13 protein-coding genes and 1 pseudogene are annotated in these 16,123 nt (G+C 62.4%); 10 read left to right on the top strand and 4 right to left on the bottom strand.

Features of this window, described 5'->3' with window-relative positions; genetic code table 11:
* Positions 1–15: 15 nt before the first annotated feature.
* Positions 16–1,473 carry a Re/Si-specific NAD(P)(+) transhydrogenase subunit beta gene (pntB, locus tag CTP10_RS39015; RefSeq protein ID WP_058697522.1) on the top strand — a complete coding sequence of 486 codons (1,458 nt, stop codon included), beginning with the start codon at positions 16–18 and terminating at the stop codon, positions 1,471–1,473.
* Positions 1,474–1,591: 118 nt separating this feature from the next.
* Here the strand turns inward: pntB and CTP10_RS39010 are convergent, their stop codons facing one another.
* On the bottom strand, positions 1,592–2,491 hold the full coding sequence (locus CTP10_RS39010; protein WP_058697523.1) for a helix-turn-helix domain-containing protein: 900 nt from the start codon (positions 2,489–2,491) through the stop codon (positions 1,592–1,594).
* Positions 2,492–3,178: 687 nt separating this feature from the next.
* On the opposite strand from CTP10_RS39010, the gene CTP10_RS39005 reads away from it, so the two are divergent.
* The 3 genes from CTP10_RS39005 (at position 3,179) to CTP10_RS38995 (ending at position 7,822) form a co-directional block, all read left to right on the top strand.
* On the top strand, positions 3,179–4,417 hold the full coding sequence (locus CTP10_RS39005; protein WP_058697524.1) for an aminotransferase-like domain-containing protein: 1,239 nt from the start codon (positions 3,179–3,181) through the stop codon (positions 4,415–4,417).
* Positions 4,418–4,653: 236 nt separating this feature from the next.
* Complete coding sequence (locus CTP10_RS39000) at positions 4,654–5,772, top strand: branched-chain amino acid ABC transporter substrate-binding protein (protein ID WP_058697525.1); 1,119 nt, start codon at positions 4,654–4,656, stop codon at positions 5,770–5,772.
* 388 nt (positions 5,773–6,160) lie between these two features.
* Positions 6,161–7,822 carry a thiamine pyrophosphate-binding protein gene (locus CTP10_RS38995; RefSeq protein ID WP_143010699.1) on the top strand — a complete coding sequence of 554 codons (1,662 nt, stop codon included), beginning with the start codon at positions 6,161–6,163 and terminating at the stop codon, positions 7,820–7,822.
* 297 nt (positions 7,823–8,119) lie between these two features.
* Here CTP10_RS38995 and CTP10_RS41525 read toward each other — a convergent pair whose 3' ends face one another.
* The gene (locus tag CTP10_RS41525; protein WP_412459398.1) at positions 8,120–8,539 is read right to left on the bottom strand and encodes a tripartite tricarboxylate transporter substrate-binding protein; all 420 of its coding nucleotides are present in this window, start codon (positions 8,537–8,539) and stop codon (positions 8,120–8,122) included.
* Between CTP10_RS41525 and CTP10_RS38985 the strand changes: the two are divergent.
* The 6 genes and pseudogenes from CTP10_RS38985 to CTP10_RS38960 all read left to right on the top strand — a co-directional run.
* Positions 8,533–8,713, top strand: a pseudogene (locus tag CTP10_RS38985) (electron transfer flavoprotein-ubiquinone oxidoreductase); the annotation flags it as partial. The gene CTP10_RS41525 and the pseudogene CTP10_RS38985 overlap by 7 nt on opposite strands.
* 288 nt (positions 8,714–9,001) lie before the next feature.
* Positions 9,002–10,201 carry an ABC transporter substrate-binding protein gene (locus tag CTP10_RS38980; RefSeq protein ID WP_058697528.1) on the top strand — a complete coding sequence of 400 codons (1,200 nt, stop codon included), beginning with the start codon at positions 9,002–9,004 and terminating at the stop codon, positions 10,199–10,201.
* A gap of 136 nt (positions 10,202–10,337) precedes the next feature.
* Positions 10,338–11,108 carry an ABC transporter ATP-binding protein gene (locus CTP10_RS38975; RefSeq protein WP_058697529.1) on the top strand — a complete coding sequence of 257 codons (771 nt, stop codon included), beginning with the start codon at positions 10,338–10,340 and terminating at the stop codon, positions 11,106–11,108.
* A gap of 13 nt (positions 11,109–11,121) precedes the next feature.
* Positions 11,122–11,847, top strand: a complete 726-nt coding sequence (locus CTP10_RS38970; RefSeq protein WP_058697530.1) for an ABC transporter ATP-binding protein — start codon at positions 11,122–11,124, stop codon at positions 11,845–11,847.
* Positions 11,848–11,861: 14 nt separating this feature from the next.
* Positions 11,862–12,749 carry a branched-chain amino acid ABC transporter permease gene (locus tag CTP10_RS38965; protein ID WP_058697531.1) on the top strand — a complete coding sequence of 296 codons (888 nt, stop codon included), beginning with the start codon at positions 11,862–11,864 and terminating at the stop codon, positions 12,747–12,749.
* Entirely contained in the window at positions 12,749–13,783 is a 1,035-nt protein-coding gene (locus CTP10_RS38960) for a branched-chain amino acid ABC transporter permease (RefSeq protein WP_081050223.1), read from the top strand. The genes CTP10_RS38965 and CTP10_RS38960 overlap by 1 nt, the downstream gene beginning before the upstream one ends.
* Positions 13,784–13,865: 82 nt before the next feature.
* Here CTP10_RS38960 and CTP10_RS38955 read toward each other — a convergent pair whose 3' ends face one another.
* Both CTP10_RS38955 and CTP10_RS38950 read right to left on the bottom strand, forming a co-directional pair.
* Positions 13,866–14,498 (bottom strand): hypothetical protein, encoded by a 633-nt coding sequence (locus CTP10_RS38955; protein ID WP_143010700.1) that lies wholly within the window; start codon positions 14,496–14,498, stop codon positions 13,866–13,868.
* On the bottom strand, positions 14,495–16,039 hold the full coding sequence (locus CTP10_RS38950; protein WP_058697533.1) for a 3-hydroxyacyl-CoA dehydrogenase: 1,545 nt from the start codon (positions 16,037–16,039) through the stop codon (positions 14,495–14,497). The genes CTP10_RS38955 and CTP10_RS38950 overlap by 4 nt, the downstream gene beginning before the upstream one ends.
* Positions 16,040–16,123 lie beyond the last annotated feature (84 nt).

Here is a 16,123-nt window from a genome sequence, read left to right as displayed (position 1 = left end):
CGAGGAGAACGGAACATGTCCCACAGCTTGTCGACGGTGGCCTACCTGGGCGCCGCCATACTTTTCATCCTGAGCCTGGGCGGGCTCTCGAACCCCGAAACCTCGCGCCGCGGCAACCTGCTGGGCATGGTCGGCATGGCGCTGGCCGTGCTGGCCACGGTGTTCGGCCCGCGTGTGAGCTCGGGCGGCATTGCCTGGATCGTCATCGCGCTGGTCATCGGCGGCGGCATCGGCTTCTACGCCGCGAAGATCGTAAAGATGACCCAGATGCCCGAACTGGTCGCGCTCATGCACAGCCTGGTGGGCCTGGCGGCCTGCCTGGTGGGTTTTGCCAGCTATGTCGATACCTCGGTGCAGTTCAGCGGCGCCGAGAAGGCCATCCATGAGGTGGAGATCTACGTCGGCATCCTGATCGGCGCCGTCACCTTCTCGGGCTCGCTGATCGCCTTCGGCAAGCTCAACGGCAAGATCGGCGGCAAGCCACTGCTGCTGCCCGCGCGCCACTGGCTCAACCTCGTTGCGCTGCTGGTGGTGATCTGGTTCGGCAAGCAGTTCCTGGGCACCCACGAAAGCGGCGCCGGCATGACGGCCCTGGTCGTGATGACCGTGATCGCGTTGCTATTCGGTGTGCACATGGTGATGGCCATCGGCGGCGCTGACATGCCGGTGGTGGTGTCCATGCTCAACAGCTACTCGGGCTGGGCCGCGGCCGCCACCGGTTTCATGCTGAACAACGACCTGCTGATCGTCACAGGCGCGCTGGTGGGCTCGTCGGGCGCGAGCCTGAGCTACATCATGTGCAACGCGATGAACCGCAACTTCATCAGCGTGATCGCCGGCGGCTTCGGCTCCGGCGCGGGCAAGTCGGCCAAGAAGGGCGAAGCCGCCTCGCCACAAGGCGAGGTCACGCCCATTAGCGCCGCCGAAACCGCCGAGATGCTGCGCGAGGCAAAGAGCGTGGTCATCGTGCCGGGCTACGGCATGGCCGTCGCGCAGGCCCAGCACACGGTCAACGAGATCACCAAGGCGCTGCGCGAGAAGGGCGTGGATGTGCGCTTCGCCATCCACCCGGTGGCCGGCCGCATGCCGGGCCACATGAACGTGCTGCTGGCCGAGGCCAAGGTGCCCTACGACATCGTGATGGAGATGGACGAGATCAACGAGGACTTCCCGGACACCGACGTGGCGATGGTCATCGGCGCCAACGACATCGTGAACCCGGCGGCGCAGGACGATCCGACCAGCCCGATCGCGGGCATGCCGGTGCTGGAGGTCTGGAAGGCCAAGCACTCGATCGTCATGAAACGCTCCATGGCTTCGGGATACGCCGGCGTGGATAACCCGCTGTTCTACAAGGAGAACAACCGAATGCTGTTCGGCGACGCCAAGAAGATGCTGGACGAAGGGCTGGCCGCGCTCAAAGGAGGCCGAATGCAGAAGTCGGCTCCTTGGATTGATCCATCGGCTGGATAGGCTCGTATTTGATCCGAATGGAGACCTCGTCCTTGAGCTGTTCGATGACGGCGCGTTGGGGCGGGTGAATTCCCGCGGACGCCATAGACTTCCTCCCGCCCGGGCGCCAACTCGGAATTCAATCCCCCAGGCCCCTGAGTCTCACCTCCTGGACGCGTCGCCACGCACCGGGGGTCATGCCTGCTTCCCCTTTGAAGGCTCTCGTGAAATGGCTCTGCGAAGCGTAGCCACAGGCCAGGGCGATTTGCGCGAGCTCCAACTTGCCGTCGTGAAGAAGAGACTTTGCCCGATCGACACGCCGCTTTGCGACATAAGCGTGGGGGGGCAATCCCACGCTTGCACGGAACATCTTTGCAAAGTGAAAGGTGCTGAGCTTGGCTCGGCAAGCCAACTCTTCGAGCTTGAGGGCAGAGCTCAGATTCGCTTCGATGTACTCGATAATGTTTCTCTGGACAGCGGGAGCCAAGCGGCCTTTTATGACCTCTGTTGTTGCTCGGTTGGTGTGGTGGCGCAGCAGGCGATGAAGAAGCAAATGGCAGGCTGATTCGAGCGCCATTCGATCGGCGAGATCGGACCAGTCGAGGGGAAGGACGGCTCCTCTCACGATCATTGCGAGCGCCGGGTCATCAACGAACGTGAGATCCTGCAGATCGATCCGGCGCGGGGTGATGTCGAATGCTGCATGGGCCTGGTAGGCGAGAACAGCCGGATCGATGTAGAGATGGAACATTCGAATCGGTCCCCCGACGTGCCACCGGCTTGCATGTCCCGCAGGCATCAAACAAAACTTGTCGGGACCTCCTCCAAGCAGTTGCCTGTCCGCACGGACGATCTTGTCTCCACCGTCAAGATACACGCTCAGCGTATGGTGATCCGGCTGGTCGTAGTTCGCCCAACCTTCAGCGTCCCGCCACTCCCATTCCGCAAAGGCAAGGCCGCACGCGGCCGTTCCCTTGCGCCAAAGACGAGCGCTGGTCTGAGAAAGGACCTCGCTCACATGGATCGCGGAAGTCTCCATTTTTTTCACCCCTAGTTTACTCGGGCATCGCACGGTTGAGCCCATCCATCGGGAGTCTGTAAAGGCATTTTGATACATCGGTGCGTTGGCTGCTCTGTCATTTACGGACTCAAGGGCGGTTTGTTGGGACGCAGGGAGGCTCACGGTCAGCCAGTCACATGCAAAAGATGTGCCGCTTCGGCCTTGCCGTTGTCGTGCATTGGCGCCCGATCTTGGCGTTGAGAAACAGTATCGTACGGGATCCCTGTCGGGCAGTCATTTCGTCGGTCGGGACTCTCAGATCTGATCTGACAGGCAACGTCGCCCGGCCCATGGTGATGCCGTATCGCAAAACAATCGGGCAGGCCATTTTGTGTGCCCTGTCAAGGCTGACATCAAGTGGCCTGAGCGATTTGGATGGGTTGTCCGGCGCCCGAAATATTCCCAAGGTGGTGCAACGGCTCCGCAAATCAGAGCAATACGGATGGTGTTAGCCAGCGGTACTGTTGTCGGTACTGTCACCCATGTGTATTCGACGCGGACAGTTCCGCTTGGATCATGCGTTTTCGAAGACAGAGAGACCCCGCTTGAAGAGGTGGCAGGATGGTTGTTGGCACCGGCCGCCCCCCGACGGTTGGGGTGAGTGTGAGTTCGTATTCGCCACGGACCCTGTCGAAGCGTCCATGGCGCCCGAGAAAGGCTTCCAGGATGACTAAACTGGCGCACCAATCCCTCGTGGTCGCTGTCAAGGGACCCCGCTACGCCGCGTGGCTGGCGACAAGGAACGACCTGACGGCTCGCTTTGTCGCCGCCGGGCGTATTCCGGGTTTGATCAATCTTGCCGGGGGATTGCCCGAGCCGACAGTTTTTCCGACTGAGGAGTTGGCCACTTACGCTCGGGAGGTGATCTTGAAGCATCCGCAGGATTGCCTCGGGTATGCTCCCACCGATGGTCTTCCGGAGCTGCGCGATGCGATTGCCACGCGCTACAGCTCGCCTGTGCTGCGGTTGCGGCGTGAAAACGTCCTGCTTACCGCCAGCGGCACCCAGAGTCTGGATCTCATTGGGAAGGTGCTGATCGAGCAGGGGGACGTCATTGCTGCCCAGTTCCCCAGCTATGTCGGCGCTATGGACGCCTGGAGGCCACGGGCACCTCGGTATCGCAATCTTGTGCTGGAAGACGACGCGTTCGACCCCCTGTCCTCCTTCGAGGGTGCGCAGTTCGTCTACTCGGTGCCGAACTTCTCCAACCCTACAGGCAGGTTGGTTGGCGTCTCGGTCCGCAATGCGATGGTCGATGCCGCCCACCGGACGGGAGTGTGGCTAGTCGAGGACGATCCCTACTGCGCCCTCCAATACGAGGGAGTGCCTTTGCCTCGGATGATCGAACTCTCGGCTGAGCGCTTGGGGAAGGGAGGGTACGAAGGTCCCATCATCCATCTGGGCAGCGTCTCGAAGGAGTTGGCGCCGGGGCTTCGTGTTGGCTGGATCATCGCAGCCCCCCAGATGATCCAGATGCTGTCCGCGGCAAAGCAAGGTGCGGATCTCTGCTCGAGCGGCCTCAATCAGCGGATTGCCCTGGCCGCCATTGACAGCGGTCTGATGGAGCGGCTGAGCCCTCGGATGGTCGAATTGTATCGGGAGCGGCGCGACGCACTCTGCGCTGCCATGGCGGAACACCTTGCCGAATGGTTTGTGTGGGAGGTGCCTGTTGGTGGAATGTTCGTGTGGGCCACCGCGCGGGATCCTTCGATGGACACTGATCGCCTTGTGTCCGTCGGCACCGAAGTCGGTGTCCTTGCAGGGCCGGGTAGCGCATTTGATCCTTGGGTGAAAAGCCGCAACGCGCTTCGACTGAACTTCACCGCCAATTCTCCTGAGCGGCTCGCCGAAGGGGTGCGCCGTCTGGCCCAGGCAGTTCGAAAACTGAAGTCTGCGGGCGTGTGACCTCAAGCCCGGACAGTGTCCGCAACAAGAGCCACTAGGAGAACATCAATGGCTCAAGTAGTCAGCATCCACACCCCTGGTGGTCGCGCGCTAGAACGCCGCCACACGGCCGGCTGCCTCGTGCTGATGCTCTGACCTGAGCGCGTGCCTTCGCTTCAGGGTACACCTTGGAAGCGGCGCAATGAAAGCCGCACACCAGTCGAGCACCCTTGACTTTTTCAACCCAGGAGACATCCATGAAATCCACAAAGAACCTTCGCTCGATCGGGACGGCAGTTGTGTTGACCTTCCTTGGCCTGTCGGCACAGGCCCAGACGGTCAAAATTGCCATTGCCGGCCCCATGAACGGTCCCATGGCCCAGAACGGCGACATGATCAAAGCCGGAGCCCTGACCGCTATCGAACTGATCAATGCCGCTGGCGGAGCCGGTGGGAACAAGCTCGAACCTGTCATCATGGACGATGCCTGCGAACCGAAGCAGGCCGTAGCAGTGGCGAACAAGATCGTGAGCCAGGGCATCAAGTTCGTCATCGGACATGTCTGCTCCGGCTCGACTATCCCGACTTCCGAGATCTACGAGAACGAAGGCGTTGTGATGGTGACTCCGACTGCCACTGCGCCGCAAATCACCGAGGGCAAGAAGCGCAAGCTCATCTTCCGCACCATCGGCCGTGACGACCAGCAGGCGCCTGTCGCCGCCCAGTACATCATCGCCAAGGTCAAGCCCAAGAAGGTGGCCGTGCTGCACGACAAGCAGTCCTATGGTCAGGGCATTGCTGCTGCGGTGAAAAAAGAGCTGGATGCTGCCAAGGTACCGGTGGTTCTGTTCGAGGGCCTCAATGCAGGTGATACCGACTACTCGGCCATCATCACCAAGCTCAAGTCGCAGGGTGTGGACTTCGTCTACTTCGGCGGCTACCACCCCGAAATGGGGCTGCTGCTGCGCCAGGCGCGGGAGCAGAGCGTGAAGGCAACCTTCATGGGACCGGAGGGCGTGGGCAACAAGGATGTGACATCGATTGGCGGAGCGGCCTCCGAGGGTATGCTGGTGACGCTGCCGGCCAATTTCTCGGCCGATCCGGCCAATGCTGCGCTTGTCAAGGCCTTTGCCGACAAGAAGCGTGACGTCAATGGTCCGTTCCAGATGTCCGCATACGCGGGCGTGAAGATCATCGCCGATGCGATCAGTGAAACCAAGAGCACCGATCCCGCCAAGGTTGCGGCCTTCATGCACCAGAAGACCTTCCAGACCCCGATCGGCAAGGTCGAATACGATGCCCAGGGCGACCTGAAGTCGTTCCAGTTCGTGGTCTTCACCTGGCATAAGGATGCCACGAAGACAGCTGTCAACTGAGCCAGCGCCTTTGCCGAAACGCCCCGCTACTCATTCGGCGAGCGGGGCGTTTGGTATCGAGCATGCGGGATGGGGGCTTGATCAAGAGCCTCATGGATCGGGCGCACGCGCTCGCACCGGAAGCGCGAGCATCGATCAGCTCGGGCCGTGTGCTGATGACCTGAAGCGGCAGCGACACGCATGGCGACTTCATGTCCGCGACATGGACAGGTTGTGTTCACGGAATACACTGCCTCGCACGCCATAGGCTGGGATGCAAAGAGTGTCCAACAGATTCACCGTGGTCATCGCGTGGCACACGCAAGTTGCTGTACCAAGCATTCGATACTGAAACCCACGGCCTTCTGGCCCAGGCAGCAGTGTGTGGCAATCGTTGGAGGTAGATAAATTGACTCAGAAACTCGTGCCCGTGTATGAGGCATTGGCTCAGGACATCAAGACGATGGGCGTGGAGGTCGCGTTCGGCTTGATTAGCGACGATACGGCACTCTTCGTCGCAACCCTGGACTCCATAGGCATTCAGTTCCATGGCAGCCGACATGAGAACACCGCGATCGCCATGGCCGACGGTTATGCGGCTGCCACCGGCAAGCTGGGCGTCGCGGTGCTGGGACGGGGCCCCGCCGCCGCGAACTCCATGCACGCGGCCACCTATGCGCAACGCAGCCGTTCGGGGGTGTTGATGATCTTCGGTGACGCGGCGCTTCGGCCGCCCGCTCACAGCTGTGGCCCCGACCTGAAGGCCTTCGACGCCGTGGGCGCGCTGCGTTCAGCCGGACTCGAGCCCTTCGTCGCGAGGGACGCCCATAGCGCCCGCCAGGTGCTCGCGCAGGCGGTCAGTGCCGCCCATGCCGGCGCGGCGGCACTGCTGCTGCCAACCGACGTACAGCGGGCCAGCGTCGACCTCTCGGCCACCACCCCGACGCTCGCGCCGCCCCCGACCATAATCAGGCGTCCTCCGCGCAAGACGGCGCTCGCGGCCGCGTCCACACTGCTGGCCGCGAGCAAGCGCCCCCTGATCATCGCTGGCTGGGGGGCCTACGAGGCCGGAGCGCGAGAAGACCTGATCGCCCTGGCCGAACACCTGGGGGCGGCACTCAGCACGACGCTCAAGGCCAAGGATCTATTCCAAGGCCACCCGATGGACTGCGGGCTGGTGGGCTCCTATTCCCATGCCGGCGGACGCCGGCTGATCGAGCAGGCGGACTGCATTCTTGCGTTCGGCGCCGGTCTGAACGGCCGGACCACCTCCATGGGAACGGCTATACCGACCGAGGTGCCCGTGATTCACGTCGACAGCACCCGCGCCAACATCGGACGCTGGCTGGATGCCGACGTGGCCATGGTGGCCGATGCAAAGCTCGCGGCCCAGGCGCTGCTTGAGTCGGTTCCCGCTCGCCGCCCGGAGATCAAGGAATTCCACGGCGAGTCCTACCGGAGCTGGCTCGACAGCTTCACGCTGGACAAGGACTTCACGCCGCAGCACACCCCCCGAACCGTCGATGCACGCGCGGCCGCGCTCGCGCTGGACAACATCCTGCCGCGCAACCGTAACGTCGTGTACGACGCCGGCAATTTCCTGCAGGCGTTGCCCTACTTGAGCGTTCCCGATCCACGCAGCATCCGCCAGGCCACAGACTTCGCCTCGATCGGCCTGGGCATCGGCGCGGCACTGGGTTACGCGCGCGGCGAACCCGATGCCACCACTGTACTAGTGATCGGTGACGGTGGCCTGCTGATGACGCTCGGTGAGCTGGAGACCGTGGTTCGGGAAGATATTCCGCTCGTCGTGATCCTGATGAACGACTGTGCCTATGGCGCGGAAGTCCACTTCCTCAAGCTGCAGAACATGCCGACCGCAAAGACGGTTTTCCTGGATATCGACTTTGCGCCGATTGCCGAGGCCTTGGGCTTCCAGACGGCCACCATTCGCAGCATGCAGGACCTGGAACAGGCAGCGCCGATGCTCAGGAACCCCGAGGGGCCTGTGCTCCTCGACGTCAAGATCAACGGGGCGATTCCCGTGGGTTGGCTCTTCGATGACAAATAGGTCGGCGCCACGCCGCCGGACCTTCTTCCTGTGGCGGCAGGTCTGCGCGTTCGTTTTCCGCGTCGGGCGGGCTGCAGCCTCCGACGGTGCCCCTGCGCGCCGGGAACCCATCGGCCGCCGGCAAGTGGGCGGCGCATCACAAAGAAGCTCAGATGTAGATACTAGCTGAGCAGAGCGATTCACTGAGCGATACAGCCTTTTCCGGCCGTCAGGCGATGCAACTGCGATGTAGTGCCGAGCATCTTCATGCTCGAGTTAGTCAACGGAACATAGCAACCGCTTGCCAGGAGTAGACCGTCACGCCCTTGACGACGGACTCTTCCATGGTCGGCACGTCGGGCAGGATAGGCGAGCGCGCAGCTTGCCTGCCTTGATGTGCGGGACCGCTGTATTGAGATTCATGAAGGTGGCGTCGACCTGTCCGCCAGGCAGGTCGTTCTTCGCCGGGGCGCCGCCCATGTACGTATGTGGATCCCGGTTGTGCCGGTTTTCTGCCAGAACAGATCCTTTCTGCCAGAACAGATCCGCGGTGAGATGGTCGCTTGTCCCGTTTCCGGCAGATGCGGACGTCTTCGTCTCAGGGATTGGCCTTCTCGTAGGAAACGATGTTGTCCTGAATGGTCTTGAAGCGGGAGTTTGCTGGCACCGAAAGGACGTTGGGCGCCTGCACGGCAACGGTGAGGTAGGCGAAGTCCTTGAAAGGATCGTACGGCGCACTCGTCGGTTGCGACGCCGGCTTTCTGAATGCGGCGCGCCTCAAGGGCAGTCACGCCGCCATCAAGAGCGGCATGCTGTGCGCCGAGGCGGCTTCCGACGCGATCGCCGCCGGCTGCCAGTACGATGAACTCACAGGCTTCTCAGAGAGCTTCGAGGGAACCTGGCTGCACGGATCTATCAAAATTTCAAGAACTGCTTCAAGGAGAGTTCGCTGCTGTGCGCTTGCAGAAGGTTTGCATGCCGGACTTGTAGCCGATGGCCTGCCTTGGGACTGTCTTCGGTAAATACATGTTCGCAGGCACGAGTGTACTCAGCGGGGGGCGAATACACCTCCAAGGGCATATTTATGGCTAAAACGGACGTAATTGGACCTGGCACCGAAGTTGCAGATAGCGGGTATGGACGGTGAATGTGTTCGAGGAAAACGCTGTCCGTCATGATAACGAACGATTGGAGACATCCATGAATGCACCCGCACTGCGCTTCGGCGCACTCGCCGCACTGACGGCGATTTGCCAGTTGGCTTCCGCCGCGGAGCCATTCCGCATCGGCGCCTTGGTAGATATGTCCGGGGTCTATTCCGGCATCGGCGGTCCTGGCGGTATCGCAGCCGTCAAGATGGCGGTTCAGGACTTCGGCGGTAAGGTTCTGGACCGGCCCATCGAGGTGTTGGGTGCCGACTACCAGAACAAGGTCGATATTGCTTCCACCCGTGCCCGGGAGTGGTATGACCGGAACAACGTCGAAATGATCATCGAGTCCACCGACTCGGCCTCGGCGCTGGCGCTGCAGAAACTTGGCGAGAGCAAAAAGAAGATCACGATCTTCGCGGGTTCCGCCACTACGGAACTGACGGGCAAGCAGTGCTCGCCTTACGGTATTCACTACGTGTACAACACCTACGCGCTGGCAAACGGCACGGCACGCGCAATCCTGGAAGAAGGCAAGAAGGACTGGTTCTTCATCACCGCCGACTATGCATTCGGCCATTCGCTCGAGTCGAATGCCATCAATGTGGTGGAGCAGCTGGGCGGGAAGGTTGCCGGCAAGGTCCGCCATCCGCTTGCGGCATCGGACTTCGCATCGTTCCTGCTGCAGGCACAGGCGTCAAATGCGCAGGTGATTGCATTGGCCAACGCGGGACGCGATACACAGAATGCGGTTCGCCAGGCTTCGGAGTTCGGACTCGGGACTGGCAAGCAGGTGGTGGCGCCGCTGCTGATTTTCGATAGCGACCTGAAAGGCATGGGCCTGAAGGCGGCGCAGGGACTGCAGTTCACCACGGCATTCTACTGGGACTACAACGACGAGACCCGCGCTTTTGGCAAGAAGTTCTTCGCACAGACCAAGATGATGCCGACCATGGTTCAGGCCGGTATGTACTCCGCGGTGACGCACTACCTGAAGGCGGTACAGGCGGCAGGTAGCGCGGACCCCGACAAGGTCATGGCGAAGATGCGCGCGACGCCGGTCAATGACTTCTTTGCCAAGGACGGCCGCATTCTGGCAAACGGGCTGATGGCGCATGACATGTACCTGGCTGAAGCCAAGAAGCCGTCTGAGTCCAAGGGCGAATGGGACCTGCTGAAGATCCGCAAGATCATCCCCAAGGACAAGGCCTTCGAGCCACTGGAAAAGAGCGCCTGTCCGCTCAAGGGCTGACGCACTAGGGAACTTGAGGTGGCCAGGCAGCTGGCCACGCTTCTACGCACTCTCCGGGCGTCTTTCCACGGCCGCTGCGTCGCCCCGGCCGCGCGGAAGACGCTTCCTTTTTCTCCAGATTGGCTTTGCTCCTGTTATGCCGGATTTCATTCTGCAGACGCAGCGGTTGTCCAAGTCATTCAGAGGCTTTACTGCCGTCAGTGAAGTCGACCTGAATGTACGCCGCGGCTCGATCCACGCCTTGATCGGGCCGAACGGCGCGGGCAAGACCACCTGCTTCAACCTGCTGACCAAGTTCCTGGAGCCGACCGCCGGCACCATTCTGTTCAACGGCATCGACATCACGCGCGAAAAGCCAGCGCAGATTGCGCGGCGGGGCGTGATCCGCTCGTTTCAGATTTCCGCGGTGTTCCCGCACCTGACCGTACGCGAGAACGTACGCATCGGCCTGCAGCGTCAACTGGGTACTGCCTACCAGTTCTGGCGCAGCAAGCGTTCGCTCGACGTGCTAAATGCCCGCGCGATGGATTTGCTCGAACAAGTCGGGCTGACCGAGTTCGCCGAGACCATCACTGTCAACCTGCCTTACGGCCGCAAGCGTGCGCTCGAGATCGCGACCACCCTCGCGATGGAGCCGGAACTGATGCTGCTCGATGAGCCGACGCAGGGCATGGGCCATGAGGACGTGGATCGCGTGACCCAGCTGATCAAGCAGGTTTCTGCCGGCCGCACGATCCTGATGGTCGAGCACAACATGAATGTCGTGTCGTCGATTGCCGACAAGATCACCGTACTGCAACGCGGTGCGATTCTGGCCGAGGGCCCTTACGCCGAAGTCTCGAAGGATTCGCGCGTCATGGAAGCCTACATGGGTACGGCCGACGCCGAGCTGCAAGGCGCGCATTGAGGGGGAAAAAGTAATGGCAAACGACAACACCCCGGCCCTCGAGATCAGGGACCTGCATGCCTGGTACGGCGAGTCGCACATCCTGCATGGTGTGGACCTGACCGTCAATCGTGGCGAAGTGGTCACGCTGCTTGGGCGCAATGGTGCCGGGCGCACGACAACGCTGCGCGCGATCATGGGACTCACCGGTACGCGCAAGGGATCGATCAAGGTCAACGGCCACGAAACCATCGGCCTGCCGACACACAAGATCGCGCACTACGGCATTGGCTACTGTCCCGAAGAGCGGGCGATCTTCTCAAGCCTGTCCTGCGAAGAGAACCTGCTGCTGCCGCCGGAACTCAAGAGCGCCAATGCGGGAAAAGGCATGAGCAAGGCCGAGATCTACGACATGTTCCCGAACCTGATGGAGCGCAAGCAGAGCCAGGGCACGCGCCTCTCCGGCGGTGAACAGCAGATGCTTGCCGTGGGCCGGATCTTGCGTACCGGGGCGAACCTGCTCCTGCTTGACGAGATCTCGGAAGGGCTGGCGCCTGTGATTGTGCAGGCCCTGGCGCGCATGATCTTGATGCTCAAGAAGAAGGGCTACACGGTGGTAATGGTGGAGCAGAATTTCCGATTCGCCGCGCCGCTGGCCGACCGCTTCTACCTGATGGAGCACGGCGCGATCGTCGAGCGCTTTGCCGCCGACGAGCTGCAGGACAAGATGCCGGTGCTCAATGAGCTGCTCGGCGTGTAACGAGGGGAAGTGCAATGAACCTTGATTTTGGAATTCCCCTGCCGGCTTTGATGTCGCAGTTGCTGCTCGGCCTGGCGAATGGCGCGTTCTACGCAATGCTAAGCTTGGGGTTGGCGGTGATCTTTGGATTGCTCAACGTGATCAACTTCGCGCACGGTGCGCTGTTCATGCTGGGCGCTCTGCTGGCGTGGGCCGGCATGGAGTACGTCGGGCTGAGCTACTGGGCAATGCTGCTGCTGTCGCCCCTGGTCATCGGCTTGTTGGGCGTGCTGATCGAAAAGACGATGCTGCGCTGGATCTACAAGCTAGACCATATTTACGGTCTGCTGCTCACGCTGGGTATTACGCTGGTGATCGAAGGCGTGTTCCGGTCAATCTACGGCGTCTCGGGCCAGCCTTACTCCGCGCCCGAGCTGCTGCAGGGCGCTACCGACGTTGGCTTTATGCACCTGCCGAACTATCGCGCCTGGGTCGTGGTGGCTTCCATCACGGTCTGCCTGGGCACGTGGTTCGTGATCGAGAAGACCAAGCTGGGCGCCTACCTGCGTGCGGGCACCGAGAACCCCAAGGTCGTCGAGGCGTTCGGCGTCAATGTGCCGCTGATGGTCACCCTGACCTACGGCTTCGGCGTGGCACTGGCTGCGTTCGCCGGGGTGCTGGCCGCGCCGGTGATCCAGGTGTCGCCGCTGATGGGACAGAACCTGATCATCGTGGTGTTTGCAGTTGTAGTGATCGGTGGAATGGGCTCGATCCTCGGCGCCATCGTCACCGGTCTGGGCCTGGGCGTGATCGAGGGGCTGACCAAGGTGGTCTACCCGGAAGCGTCGTCAACGGTGGTCTTTGTTGTAATGGTGATTGTCCTGCTGCTTCGTCCGGCGGGGCTGTTTGGCAAGGAAAAGTGATGACCGAATTCTCTCTCCCTTCAACGGTGACCTCGGCGGCCGGTGGGGACGCGTTGGTGCGAAGCCGGGCGCCGGCATACATCTCCATCGTGCTGGTTGCACTGCTGTTGCTGGCGCCCCATCTTGGCTTCTATCCGGTCTTCGTGATGAAGATCCTGTGCTTTGCGCTGTTTGCCGCGGCATTCAACCTGCTGCTCGGCTACACCGGCTTGCTGTCGTTCGGCCATGCCGCCTTGTTCGGCGGCGCGGGCTACATAGCCGGGTATGCGATCAAGAACTGGCATGTCACGACGGAGGTCAGCCTGCTGATCGGCGTGGCAACCGCCGTAGCGATTGGATTTCTGATGGGCGTGCTGGCAATCCGCCGCCAGGGCATCTACTTCGCCATGATCACGCTCGCGCTGGCACAGATGTTCTTTTTCATTTGCCTGCAGACACCGCAAACGGGCGGCGAGGACGGCTTGCAAGGCGTTCCGCGCGGCGCGTTGTTCGGGGTGATCGACCTGTCATCGGATGTCAGCTTCTACTATGTCGTTGTCGCCGTCTTTGTCGCAGCGATGGTGCTGATTGCCCGCATAGTCAGTTCCCCGTTTGGCCAGCTCCTCCAGGCGGTCAAGGAGAACGAGAGTCGCGCCATCTCGCTGGGCTACAGTACAGACCGCTTCAAGCTGATGGCCTTCGTGCTGTCGGCCGCGCTGGCGGGACTGGCGGGAGCGATGAAAGCGCTGGTGCTTGGCTTTGCGACGCTGGCCGACGTCCATTGGACCATGTCGGGGGCAGTCATCCTGATGACGCTGGTGGGCGGGATGGGGACGTTGAGCGGGCCAGTCGCCGGTGCGCTCGTCATTGTGATCCTGGAGAACAAGCTGGGCGAGATAGGTGCCGGACTTGCCAATGTCACCGGGATCGACTGGTTCGCATCCCTTGGCGAGTCAGTGACGCTCGTGACCGGTGTCATTTTCATTCTGTGCGTTCTGTTGTTCCGGAAAGGACTGGTTGGGGCGGTCCTTGGCCGGCTTCCGTCCGGACGATGATTGCTAGAAAGACGGCCGGCAGCACGCGGTCGGCCGGCTAAGTCATCGCTACGGGGCGCCGCGGGCAGGTTGTTCGCCCTTGCTAGCGGCCATTCAGCAGACGATGCAGCAGTGAAGCGTTCACCCCGAATCGATCGAAGATCGCATCTTCGAAGCGAGCGCGATCCGGGAAGCCATAGGATCCGACCCTTGCAGCTTCCCGGTCGGCGCCGGCGAGGTCAAACAGCGCGCGCATCAGGCGCTGCGTCGCCACCAGATCGACAAAGCTCTCGCCTTCACTCAACAAGGTTCGGGACAATTGACCCGCCTGATCGATGCGGAGCTCTCGCGACGCCGATGCGAGCCGCCACGGCTTTTGCGGTGCCTGGAACACCGCCATAGCCAGGCTACTCGCAATTGGCTTGTGCGATCGCTCTTCTACCCGTATCCGCTGACCGGACCACGGCAGCTGCCGGAACGCTACGCGGGCGCGCTCTGCCAGCACAAGGTGTGGCGACTCGAGCGGGCGGATCGCGTGCCATCCACCGTCGTGGGTTGCACGCATCTGACCCGGCACGTTGAGCTCACAATCACCTTCGATGACCTCTGCAATCACGGGGAACGGGAAACGCAGCCCGCGCAGATGGACACGCGCATACGCTGGCGATTGGAGAATGAGCGAAAGGGGAGCGACCTCTGGCTGCACTGCGGTCTTTGATGGTCGGGGGGCGATCAAGCCTCGTCCGTCAGCAGCGACAGGCCCAGGCCGGCGCGGCGCCACAGCCACGGGCTCGGGCGGTAGCGCATGTCGCCGGTCAGGGCTTCCATGTTGCGCAGCGTCTCCAGCACCAGTTGCGGGCCGACGGCGTCGCCCAGGGCCAGCGGGCCCTTCGGGTAGCCCAGGCCCAGGTTCACGGCCAGGTCGATGTCCGCGGGCGAGGCAATGCGCTGCTGCGCGATATCGCTGGCGATGTTGATGATGCAGCAGAGCACGCGCTGGGCCACGAAGCCGGCCGAGTCGCGGATCACCGTGACCGGCACGCCGTCGCTCGCGAACAGGCCGTGCGCGGCGTCGCGCGCGGCGGCGCCAGTGGCCGGCGTGGTCATCAGCGTGCGGCGCTTGGTGGCCTCGAACGGCAGGAGGGTGTCGATGGCCACCGTGCGCGAGGCGTCCAGGCCCTGCTGGAGCGCGGTGGTGGTCGCGTCCAGGCCCAGCGGCGTGACGACGATCAGTGCCTCGGCGGAAGGCTGGTCGCCACTTTCAGGCGTGATACCGAGCGCGCCGAGCAGCTTCGTCACCATGGCATGGCCGCGTTCGCTGGCGCGGCTGACCCACACGCTGGCCGGACGGGCCGACGGGACCGCGGCCGCGGCCGTGGCCGGGACCTGCTTCTGGCCATCCACGTAGCGGTAGAAGCCGGCGCCGGCCTTTCGGCCGACCAGCCCGCCAACCGAGCGGATCGCCGTGATCGGCGACGGGCGGTAGCGCGGCTCCTGGTAGAACTGGTTGTAGATCGATTCCATCACCGGGTGCGACACGTCCAGCCCGGTCAGGTCCATCAGCTCGAACGGCCCCATGCGGAAGCCGGCCTGCTCGCGCATGATGTTGTCGATGTCGGCGAACTCCGCCACGCCTTCCTGCGCGACCTTGATGCCTTCGATATTCATGCCGCGGCCGGCATGGTTGACGATAAAGCCCGGCATGTCCTTGCAGCGCACCGGCGTATGGCCCATGCGGCGCGACAGCGCCATCAGCGCATCGCCCACGGCCGGGTTGCCGGACAGGCCGTCGATGACCTCGACCACCTTCATCAGCGGCACCGGGTTGAAGAAGTGGTAGCCGACCACGCGGCCCGGTTCCTTTGCGCCCACGGCGATCGCGGTGATCGACAGCGACGAGGTGTTCGAGGCGATGACCACGTCAGGACGCAGCACGGCTTCCAGCTTCGCCACGAGATCTCGCTTCACTTCGAGCTTCTCGACGATGGCTTCCACCACCATGTCGCAGCCGGCCAGGTCTTCCAGCGCGCCGCACGGCTTCACGCGGCCCAGCGTGGCCTGGGCGTCAGCCGCCGAGATCTTGCCCTTTTCGGCCAGCTTGCCGAGCGTATCCTGCAGGTACTTGCGTGCCGCTTCCACCGCTTGCGGGTTGGCGTCGTACAGGTTGACGGTCAGGCCTGCCTGCGCGGCGATCTGGGCGATGCCGCGGCCCATGGCGCCGGTGCCGACGATGCCCAGTGTCTGGATAGCGGTGATCGAAGGAGAGGTTGTGTTCATGATGTCCGGATCGCAGGAGATGGTGGGCGACGCCGCAAAGCACTGCAGCCGTGAGGAGGAACCCACGGCTGCAGACGGGCATGG

It is taken from the genome of Cupriavidus sp. P-10, from assembly GCF_003402535.2.
Classification (GTDB): domain Bacteria; phylum Pseudomonadota; class Gammaproteobacteria; order Burkholderiales; family Burkholderiaceae; genus Cupriavidus.
This window is presented reverse-complemented; position numbering and strand designations above follow the sequence as displayed.